This is a genomic window from uncultured Pedobacter sp. (genome assembly GCF_913776295.1).
Taxonomy (GTDB): domain Bacteria; phylum Bacteroidota; class Bacteroidia; order Sphingobacteriales; family Sphingobacteriaceae; genus Pedobacter.
Genome location: NZ_CAJYOJ010000031.1, coordinates 1 through 10,621, shown reverse-complemented (window position 1 = coordinate 10,621; position 10,621 = coordinate 1). Strand labels below are relative to the sequence as shown.

Below are 10,621 nucleotides of genomic sequence, written 5' to 3'. Positions count from 1 at the left end.
CCTTTTAATCCCAATTTCATGTAAGGTCGATCAAAAGTTAGCCAACAAAATAAGTTCGGTGAGGTATTCTATAGCCATAGAAAAAAAAGCTGACTAGATTAGCATTGTACCTTTTTAGTCAGCCCCTGAATAACTCGTCGTATCTACGACTTTAAAACATATCGCATTTTGAGCAATCCTTTACGATAAAATCGCAAGGCTATTGCTGCACTCGTTAGAAACGAGCGCAAACATTTCCTGACCGCTCACGCTCGTTTCTAACGAGCGTGTAAATAGCTCGTCGTATTCACGACTTTAGATGTAGTTTATTATTAAAGTGATTTTTACGATAAAATCGTAAGGCTATCGCTGCACTCGTTAGAAACGCGCGCAAACATTTCCTGGTCGCTCAGGCTCGTTTTTAACGAGCGTGTAAATAGCCCGTCGTATCTACGACTTTAGATATAGTTTATTATTAAAGTGATTTTTACGATAAAATCGTAAAGCTATCATTGCACTTGTTTGAAACGGGCACAGGTAAAAACTAGTTTGTATTAATCAAAATCCAATAATTCCACGTCAATCGGACCGCTCAAATCACAATAATTAGATGCTGAGCTATACGTATAATGTTCCGGTTCAGATACTATTCCCGCCCTAACTGGATTTTGATGAATATAATTTAGCTTTTGGTATGTAAATTCGGGACTTATCAGTTCAACCGCATGGTAACCGTCTTGCCAAACCTTATAATGCTCAATTCTTGTCAGATATCTTCCCGCGAATTCAAATTTATTCAGTAGCCACTTTTTTCTGCTTTCATTTCCTGAATAAATCTCTTCGATGATTGCCCTATTTGTAAACTTTTTAAAATCTCTTACAATTTCAAAAAGCTTTATACTACCGCTGGCTGACGCAATAAGGTGTATATGATTCGTCATTAAGCAATAAGCGTAAAGTGTTAATCCCTTTTTTGCTTGACAGTATTTTAGTGAGTTGATTATAATCTCTTTGTAGGATAAACGCGTGAATATATCCACCCAATCCACTATAGTAAAGGTTAGAAAGTAAATTCCACCCGCATCACGGACTTGATATTGGTCTGACATACATAAAGATATTTATTTATTCAGAAAAATCACAAGACCGTTTATGCTTGCTCATGCTCGTTGTTAACGGGCGTGTAAATAACTCGTCGTATCTACGACTTTAAAACATATCACATTTTGAGCAATCTTTTACGATAAAATCGTAAGGCTATCGCTGCACTCGTTAGAAACGAGCGCAAACATTTCCTGATCGCTCACGTCAGTTTGTAACGAGCGCTACCGCAGATAAAAAAAGCAGCTACAAATAAATGCAGCTGCTTGTTAAGCTATTTTCAGATTCGTTTATTGTTGCGGACCCTGTTGTGGGAAGAACATAGATAAACGACCTTCAAGATTGTTGAAAATCTTCTGCAGTTTATCGCTCAATTTATCCTGACCAGCGGCTTTGCTCGTTTTAATCATCCGGTCCAGATAGTATAAGCCGGTTTGGATGTTTTGCGATCCGGTTAAACCCTTTGATTGTGAAATATCAGCCAGGTAATTCAATTCCTTATTGATGTAATCGCCTGATTTATTTAAAATATCATTTGCTCTTGACGTTTCACCTAGTTTATATAGGTTTTCAGCCATATAGAATTTTACAACAACTGTACGGATGCCGAAGAATTTATCAGGCATTACTGCATAATATTTATCCACCACTTTTTTGGCCTCATCTATTTTACCCTCCTTAATCAGGCTGTTGGTTAAACTGCTGAAGATATTGGTGAAAATGAATGTATCATCTGACGATTGCGGATCTAAGTATTTAGCGGTTTTCATATTACCCCACTTAAACTTATTCATTACATTGTTATACAAAACAGGTGTATTCAGTTGCTCCGGTCTCTCTTCAGATGCAGTGGTATCAGCTTTAAGCGGTAGTAAACGCAAGGCTAAACCTTCACTATATAAATACTTATCTAAACCGTTGTACTGCTCGGAAGGGACAGTAGATGCAAAATAAATAGGGCGTTTCCAATTGTTATGAGCCAGGATATCGAACATGGCCAAAGTTCCTTTAGTGACATAACCTTTATTAAATTTCCAATCCATGGTAGTGGTAATTTTTGAAGCATCAGCTGCAGGCACTGTTCCGGTACTAATTACCTGCTGAGGATCTACTGTAATTTTGAGGTTTTTAGTAGGCAGGAAATTAGATTTTGTTCCATCTTGCATCGGTACTTTATCGCTCTCGTCGTTTGATAACAATAAATCAACTACATTTTTAAGCTCAACACTACCTGCAATTTTATAATCATCGTATGGCATTACATCCCTTTCACCCTGTACATATTGCTCGGGTTTCATGGTAATTGGCAATGGAGCAGATTCGTTTTGTTTTTGTCTTAAACCATTGATGTACCAATCGGTATCGAATAAACTTAAATTTACAATACGTACATCAGGGCGAACATTTTCTACCTCCTGGATATACCAAAGCGGGTAGGTATCATTATCGCCATAAGTAAATAAGATGGCATTTGGTGCACAGGATTGCAAGTAATCATAAGCAATATCATGCGGCACCAGTTTGGTAGAACGGTCGTGGTCATCCCATCCCTGCTCGGCCATGATAACCGGTGCGGCCAGTAAACCAATTACTGTGGCGCCAATAGCTCCGGCAGTTGGGGTTAGTTTTTTAAACAGCCATTCTTTAATTCCCAGCGCGCCCAATCCAATCCATATCGCAAAGGCATAGAAAGAGCCTACATAAGCATAATCCCTTTCACGAGGTTCTAACGGCTTCTGATTTAGATATAATACAATGGCAATACCGGTAAAAAAGAACAACAAAGCCACTACGCCAGCATCTTTTTGGTTGCGTTTGAAGTGCCAAAGTGCGCCAATAATCCCCATAATCAATGGTAAAAAGAAGAACCGGTTGTAAGCTTTATTATCAACAGTTGATGGTGGTAAATGACTTTGATCACCACGTAACCAGCTATCAAATGGTTTAATACCACTAATCCATTCACCTTCAAATCCGCTGCCCTGGCCTTGCTCATCATTCTGGCGACCAACGAAATTCCAGAAGAAATAACGCATATACATATAGCCGATCTGGTAGCTGGCCAAAAAGCCAACATTGTCAACTACATTCGGATGCTTACTATCATCTAAATGCATCCATTCCTTGTAAAAATCAGCATGTCTGGCATCGTCGCTATACATGCGTGGCAGTAAAGTATTGTTGTTGTATTCGTAATCGGTTTTTTTGCCCGCTACTTCATATTTGTCCTTACCTTTTCTCCAGATGGTTTTACCTTCTGTTACACCTGTTCTTTCGGAGTTGTAATTTGGTCCGTAGGCCAGTGGTCTATCACCATATTGCTCACGGTTTAAGTAACTTAAGAAAGAGAAAGCATCCTTAGGTGCGCTGTTATTTAAGTTTGGATCTGCCTTTGCCCTGATGATGATCATGGAGAAAGAGGCATAACCGAAAATAATCAAAACAGTAGAAATTAAACCTAAGTTTAACAGTTTCTTCTGATGTTTGATGGAATAACGGATTCCCCAAACCAGGGCACCGATTAATAAAATAGCGAAGAATAAAACACCGGTTCCAAAACCAAGGCCTAATGTATTTACAAAAAACAGATCGAAATAAGCACCGAACGAAACCAGGTACTGGATAATTCCATATTGGATTATCGCCAAGATCAAGATACCCACCAGAAGTGTTTTGAAAATTCCAGTAGTGGTTGCTTTATCGGTTCTTTTAAAATAATAAACAAAGGCAAGTGCTGGTATGGTTAAGAGGTTTAGTAAGTGGATACCAATTGATAAACCCATGATGTAGGCAATAAACAGTAACCAACGGTCGGCCCTCGGTTCATCAGCGTGTGCCTCCCACTTCAATATAGCCCAGAATACAATAGCAGTAAACAATGATGATTGCGCATATACCTCAGATTCTACCGCAGAAAACCAAAAGCTATCAGAGAAAGTATAAGCCAAAGCACCAACAGCGCCTGCGCCCATAATACTGATTAATTTGCCTGTAGTTAATTCCTCACCGGCTATTAATATTGTTTTTTTAGCCAATGCAGTGATTGTCCAAAATAAGAATAAGATGGTTGCTCCGCTGGAAACGGCCGAACCCACGTTCATCCAATAGGCGATTTTGGTTAGATCCCCAGCTGCAAAAATGGAGAAGAAACGTTGGATCATTAAGAATAAAGGCGCACCAGGCTGGTGAACAACCTGCATTCTGAATGCAGATGCGATAAATTCACCGCAGTCCCAGAAACTAGCTGAAGGCTCTAAGGTTAAAATGTAAGTTAGTGTAGCAATTAAAAAGCAGATCCAGCCTACTATATTATTAACTTTTGAATAATTCATTGGTTTGTTTAATGATATTAAAAATTGTTTTCACATAAAAATGCTGCCGAAATTAACTATTCTCGTCGATAAAACGGTTAAATTTTTGCATCGATTTAACAATTTTTAACGGCTTAATACCTTTCTCATAAAGGATTTTAAGTTGTTTGAAAGCAAAAACCCATAGGCAGAACGTTAAAATCCGCCTATTGGTTAAATTTAGGGTGTTTTTTGCCTATCCGGCCGCGAAAGGGGTAAACCTTGTAATCAGATCGTTATATTGCTTTTCGAGGCTTTTACTCAGGCTTACCTGTTTAAATGCATCCGTTATCTTTACCATCTGGCCCAAATAACCCAGGTATAAACGTACATCCTGTTCTGATGATAGCTGGTTTTTGCTTTCCGAAACATCGGCCAGGTGGGTGAGTTCCTTACCTATATAATCGGCGGTTTTTCTGATCATGGCATTTGCACGGTTTAAATCATTTAACCGATAAAGATTTTCGGTAAAATAATAGGTGCTCATTACCTGGCGCATACCATAAAATTTAGCCGGAATTACCTCGAAATATTTATCAGCAACTTTTTTGCTTTCGGTAATTTTACCTTCATTAATCAGGCCGGTTAATAGACCGTTAAACATATTCGAGAACATGTTTACCTCATCTGCAGATTGCCTGTCTAAATGGTTTGCATATTTAATATTACCGTATTCATACACATTCATCAGGTTGTTATACATCGGTTTTAGGTTTATCCGATCAAAATCCTGGGTGATAGTCGTATCAGGTTTTAACGGTAGCAGTCGTTTGTTTAAACCTTCAGAATAAAGATATTTGTTAAGCCCTAGGTATTGCTCGTTTGGCATTGCGCCACTAAAATAAATGGGCCGTTTCCAGTTATTGTGTGCCAGAATATCAAAAAAAGCTAACGTACCTTTGGTTACAAAATTCGAGTTATAAGTCCATTCCATACTGCTTGCTATTTTTCCGGCATCTTCTTTCGGAACGGTTCCGGTATCCAGTACCTCTTGTGGACTCACTGCCAGTTTAAGGTTTTTCGTAGGTAGCACGTTGTATTTAGAGCCATCGGTCATGGTCACCTTATCTTCGTCATGATCGGACAGCAACACATCCAAAATTTCTTGTAATTCGATGTGTTGTGCAATCTTATAATCCTGGTAATACATGATGTCCCTGGTACCTTCCACATATTGCGCATGTTTCATGGTGATGGGTAAAGGAGCAGATTCATTTTGCTTTTTTCGCATCCCATCAATATACCAGTCGGCAGTAAATAAACTTAAATTCACCACCCGCACGTCCGGACGGATATTTTCTACTTCCTGTGCATACCAAACCGGATAGGTATCATTATCGCCGTAAGTAAACAAGATGGCATTGGGTGCGCAGGATTTGAGGTAATTGACAGACACGTCTCTTGCCATGTGACTATCAGAACGATCGTGGTCGTCCCAGCCCTGGTTGGCCATAATGATCGGGGCACCAAATAAGGTGATAACTATAGCAGCGATACTTGCGCGCAACGGTGTCAATTTTTGTGAAAACCAATCCTTTAATCCCAGCACCCCTAAACCGATCCAGATGGCAAAAGCATAAAACGAGCCTACATAAGCATAGTCCCTTTCGCGGGGTTCAACAGGAACAGAGTTGAGGTACACCACTATGGCCGCCCCGGTAAATACAAAAAGTAAACCAATAATACCTGCATCTTTCTGGTTGCGCTTAAAATGCCAAAAGGCGCCAATTAAGCCGATTATTAGGGGTAGAAAGAAAAATCTATTGTATGCTTTGTTCTCTACGATGGATGGTGGAAGGTTTTTTTGATCGCCCAGCCTAATGGCATCCAAAGGTTTTATGCCGCTAAGCCAATTACCGTCTTTCCCGCCAAGTTGTCCATCTTCATTATCCTGTCTGCCTGCAAAATTCCACATGAAATAGCGCATGTACATTTGTCCGGTCTGGAAAGAAAACATATATTTCAAATTATCCAAAAAGGTAGGTTTATGTTCGTCATCAAAACCCATGTAGCTTTTGTAAAAATTAATATGTTCAGGTTTATCACTGTACATGCGGGGCAGTAAAGTTTTATCGGCAAAAATATAGGCTGATTTGGTTCCTGCAGGTTCGTATTTTTTCTCGCCTTTACGGATAATCTTGCCCGTTTCTTTAACACCGATTTTTTCTGAGTTGTAGTTTTCACCATAAAGTAGCGGCCTGTCACCGTATTGGTCGCGACTTACATACCTCGAAAAAGAAAATACATTATCTACGTTATAGTTATTCAGGTTTGGCTTTGCTTGTGCCCTGATGATGAGCAACGCAAAAGAACTATAGCCGAAAAGCAGCAAGACGGTAAATAACATCACCAGGTTTAAAAACCTTTTGTTTTTAAGGATAGAATAGCGGATGCCATAAACCAGGCCTCCGATTAGGATTATCGCAAAAAATAATATGCCTGTTCCAAAGCCTAAGCCCAGGGTATTTACAAAAAAATAATCAAAGCTGGCGGCAAAAGATATTACATACTGGATAATTCCAAATTGTACCGCCGCCAGAACAGCAATGGAGATAAAAAATACTTTTAAGACGCCCTGCCATTTTGGCGACGGATTCTTTTTGAAATAATAAACAAATATTAAGGCAGGGATGGTTAATAGGTTTAAGATGTGGACGCCGATTGATATCCCCATCATATAGGCCACAAAAAGTAACCAACGGTCTGATTTTGGTTCATCGGCCTGCGATTCCCATTTTAAAATACCCCAGAATACAATCGCGCTGCAAAGCGACGACATGGCATAAACTTCGGCCTCCACAGCCGAAAACCAGAAACTGTCAGAAAAAGCATAAGCCAAAGCACCAACAAAACCTGCACCCATGATCCCGATGATTTTTTGATTGGTGATTTCTTCGTCTTTTTTGATTATAGTTTTTTTAGCCAGTGCGGTAATGGTCCAGAATAGAAATAGGATAGTCCCTGCACTTGCAAGTGCAGAAGATATATTAATGAAATAGGCTACTTTAGTTTTATCGCCAAAAGCAAGCGTAGAAAATAATCTTTGGATCATCGAGACTATTGGAGCACCTGGTTGGTGAACTACTTCCATCCGAAACGCAGAAGAGATGAATTCCCCACAGTCCCAGAAACTTACAGATTGATCTAAAGTTAAAATGTACGTGAGTGCGGCAATAATAAAACAGAGCCAGCCTCCAATGGTGTTGATCCTTGAGTAATTCATAGTTTAATTTTAGTCTTTTGATAATAAATGATTTAAGTGGTTCGCGGTAAAAAAAGTCGTATAAAAAAAGAAAATGTTGCATGCTATATGATGATTTTTTTATCTTTGCATCGCAAACAGGAACAGCAGGAAAGAAATTAAAAATATTTTAAAATCACTCTTGCATAATTAAAATAAGGTTCCTACATTTGCATTCCCTTTCGAGGAGAATATCCTTGATAAAGCTTGTCCGATAGTATAAGGGTAGTACAACGGTTTTTGGTACCGTTTGTCTTGGTTCGAATCCAGGTCGGACAACTAAAATTTAATAACGGATCATGTTTTAAATAGGCATGATCCGATTTTTTTTAACCGTAACTACACGAACCCATGCCATTGCAGTTTAACCCGGTAAAGCTTTTTTCCGGAACAGGTTCTAAAGGATTATCACTTAAAATTGCCGAACATTACGGCAAGCCACTTGGTAGCGTAACCATTCACAAATTCAGTGATGGAGAATTTCAGCCTTCCTTTGATGAGTCAATCCGTGGTAGTGATGTTTTTCTAATCCAGTCTACTTATCAGCCCAGCGATAATTTAATGGAACTTTTGCTGATGGTTGATGCTGCTAAAAGGGCATCAGCACATTACATTACGGCAGTTGTTCCTTATTATGGTTTAGCCCGTCAGGATAGAAAAGATAAACCACGTGTAGCAATCGGTGCCAAATTGGTGGCCAATTTACTAAAATCAGCAGGTATTCACCGTATCATGACGATGGATTTACATGCTGCACAGATACAGGGTTTCTTTGATATTCCGGTTGATCACCTGGATGGATCGGTAATCTTTGTGCCTTATATCAAAAGTTTAGGTTTAAAAAACTTAACCATTGCATCGCCGGATATGGGCGGTTCGTATAGGGCACGTACTTTTGCCAAGTTTTTCAATGCTGAAGTCATTATCTGCGATAAACGCCGTAAACGTGCCAATGAGATCGAATCGATGTCGATTATTGGAGATGTGGCCGGACAAGATGTGGTATTAATTGATGATATTTGCGATACTGCCGGAACCTTATCAAAAGCTGCTGCTTTGATTATGGAAAACGGTGCAGCAAGTGTCAGGGCGGTTTGTACACATGCTGTATTATCGGGCAAAGCAGTAGAAACGGTAGAGAACTCGGTATTAACTGAATTGATTGTTACCGATACGATCCCGTTAAAAAAGGAAAGTTCAAAAATCAGGGTACTGAGTACAGCCAGTTTATTTGCCAGGGCAATTGCCAATGTAAATGAACATGGATCGATCAGTGACTTGTTTAGGGTTTAAATTAAGGTGGAAGGTGAAAGGTTGAAGGCGTAAGGCTTTTACTTGATACTCGATACTTACTACTAATAATTAAATATAAATAAAATGAAAACAATCGCAATTAGCGGTTCTCCAAGAGAGAACGTAGGGAAACGCGATGCCAAGGAACTTCGTTACGAAGGTAAAGTTCCGGCGGTATTGTATGGTGGAAAAGAGCAACAACACTTAGCTGTGGTTATTGCTGATTTAAGAGATGTTATTTATACCCCGGAAGTAAACTTTGTGGAGATTGATGTTAACGGTGCCAAAACCAAAGCTATCGTAAAAGATACTCAGTTCCACCCACTTACCGATGTATTATTGCACATCGATTTTCTTCAGTTATTTGACGATAAAGAAATCGTTATGGAGATCCCGGTTAAATTAACAGGAACTTCTCCAGGTGTTAAAATGGGGGGTAAGTTAATCCAGAAATTACGTAAACTACGTGTTAAAGCTTTACCAGCTAACATGCCGCAAAACGTAGAAGTAAGCTTAGAGAAATTAGAAGTAGGTAGTTTATTCCGTGTTCGTGACCTTCAAGGTGACAAATATGTAATCACTAACACTCCTGAAGATACTATCGTATCTGTTGCAATGTCTAGAGCATTAAAACAAGCAGAAACTGAAGCTGCTAAAGGTAAAAAATAGTAAGCTGATCTCACAGATTAATGTGATTACACAGATTTTAAAAGCGGTGCAAAAGCAATTTTGTACCGCTTTTTTGTTTTTAATGCGTAGTCGCTACTTTAAGCTTTGGTCTTTGGTCTTTTTACTTTTACCTTAAACCTTCAGCCTTCCCGCCTTCAGCCTTTTTATTTATCTTTGCTTCCATGAAATATCTTATCGTTGGCTTAGGTAATATCGGACCGGAATATGCGCATACCCGACATAATATTGGCTTTGACATTGCCGATGAATTGGTAAAAGGCTTAGGTGGTAGTTTCGACAATATCCGTTTGGCCTATTATGCTGAGGTTGGTTTTAAAGGTAAAAAACTGCATGTAATTAAACCGACCACCTTTATGAACCTGAGCGGAAAAGCGGTAAACTACTGGATGAAGGAATTAAAAATAGCGCCTGAAAATGTGCTGGTCGTTGTTGATGATCTCGCGTTGCCGCTTGGAAAACTCCGGTTGAAACTGCAGGGTTCTAGCGCCGGTCATAATGGGCTAAAAAGCATAGAAGAAGTTTGCGGTGGACAAAATTATGCACGTCTACGCTTCGGCATCGGAAACGATTATCCGAAAGGCAGGCAAATAGATTTCGTTTTGGGTTTGTTTGATAAAAATGAACAGTTAGAACTTCCTGCATTAATTGATAAAAGTGTAGAGTTGATTAAAAGCTTCGTTACCATTGGGCCTGCCCATACCATGACAGCTTTTAATAAATAGATAGTTAATGGGTTAACTGTTCATATTGCCATCCTGAGGAATAATTTATGGTATAAAAATCAATATAAATGACGTAACTGATTTCTTATGCCATACAGCACAGTCTTGCCTCGGCTCACCGCCGCCGAAGGGCTCTTACTTTTTGGCATCAAAAAGTAACAAAAAATGCCGGCTGAAAATTTTTCTTTTAAAGCAAGTAATAGGGCTTGGGCAGTAGAATCCGAAAAATTTGTTAGGCCGGACTT

At 39.3% G+C, this 10,621-nt stretch carries 7 protein-coding genes; 3 read left to right on the top strand and 4 right to left on the bottom strand.

Features of this window, described 5'->3' with window-relative positions; translation table 11 throughout:
* Positions 1–533 precede the first annotated feature (533 nt).
* The 3 genes from QZ738_RS05530 to QZ738_RS05520 form a co-directional block, all read right to left on the bottom strand.
* The gene (locus tag QZ738_RS05530) at positions 534–1,088 is read right to left on the bottom strand and encodes a transposase (RefSeq protein ID WP_293785486.1); all 555 of its coding nucleotides are present in this window, start codon (positions 1,086–1,088) and stop codon (positions 534–536) included.
* Between the two features lie 282 nt (positions 1,089–1,370).
* Positions 1,371–4,412, bottom strand: coding sequence for a DUF2723 domain-containing protein (locus QZ738_RS05525; protein ID WP_293785484.1), 3,042 nt, complete (start codon positions 4,410–4,412; stop codon positions 1,371–1,373).
* Positions 4,413–4,626: 214 nt separating this feature from the next.
* Positions 4,627–7,653, bottom strand: coding sequence for a DUF2723 domain-containing protein (locus QZ738_RS05520; protein WP_293785482.1), 3,027 nt, complete (start codon positions 7,651–7,653; stop codon positions 4,627–4,629).
* Between the two features lie 369 nt (positions 7,654–8,022).
* Between QZ738_RS05520 and QZ738_RS05515 the strand changes: the two genes are divergently transcribed.
* From QZ738_RS05515 to pth, 3 genes are all read left to right on the top strand, one after another.
* Positions 8,023–8,964, top strand: a complete 942-nt coding sequence (locus tag QZ738_RS05515; protein ID WP_293785480.1) for a ribose-phosphate pyrophosphokinase — start codon at positions 8,023–8,025, stop codon at positions 8,962–8,964.
* A gap of 84 nt (positions 8,965–9,048) precedes the next feature.
* Entirely contained in the window at positions 9,049–9,633 is a 585-nt protein-coding gene (locus QZ738_RS05510; RefSeq protein ID WP_090986510.1) for a 50S ribosomal protein L25/general stress protein Ctc, read from the top strand.
* Between the two features lie 182 nt (positions 9,634–9,815).
* The gene (gene pth / locus QZ738_RS05505; protein WP_090986512.1) at positions 9,816–10,376 is read left to right on the top strand and encodes an aminoacyl-tRNA hydrolase; all 561 of its coding nucleotides are present in this window, start codon (positions 9,816–9,818) and stop codon (positions 10,374–10,376) included.
* A 59-nt stretch (positions 10,377–10,435) separates the two neighbouring features.
* Here pth and QZ738_RS05500 read toward each other — a convergent pair.
* Positions 10,436–10,621 (bottom strand): hypothetical protein (locus tag QZ738_RS05500; RefSeq protein WP_293785478.1); only part of this gene is annotated, 186 nt, incomplete at its 5' end.

Bases quoted from the DNA above. Each gene is read 5' to 3' on its own strand.
- QZ738_RS05530 (WP_293785486.1), bottom strand. From the start codon at position 1,088: ATGTCAGACCAATATCAAGTCCGTGATGCGGGTGGAATTTACTTTCTA.
- QZ738_RS05525 (WP_293785484.1), bottom strand. From the start codon at position 4,412: ATGAATTATTCAAAAGTTAATAATATAGTAGGCTGGATCTGCTTTTTA.
- QZ738_RS05520 (WP_293785482.1), bottom strand. From the start codon at position 7,653: ATGAATTACTCAAGGATCAACACCATTGGAGGCTGGCTCTGTTTTATT.
- QZ738_RS05515 (WP_293785480.1), top strand. From the start codon at position 8,023: ATGCCATTGCAGTTTAACCCGGTAAAGCTTTTTTCCGGAACAGGTTCT.
- QZ738_RS05510 (WP_090986510.1), top strand. From the start codon at position 9,049: ATGAAAACAATCGCAATTAGCGGTTCTCCAAGAGAGAACGTAGGGAAA.
- pth (WP_090986512.1), top strand. From the start codon at position 9,816: ATGAAATATCTTATCGTTGGCTTAGGTAATATCGGACCGGAATATGCG.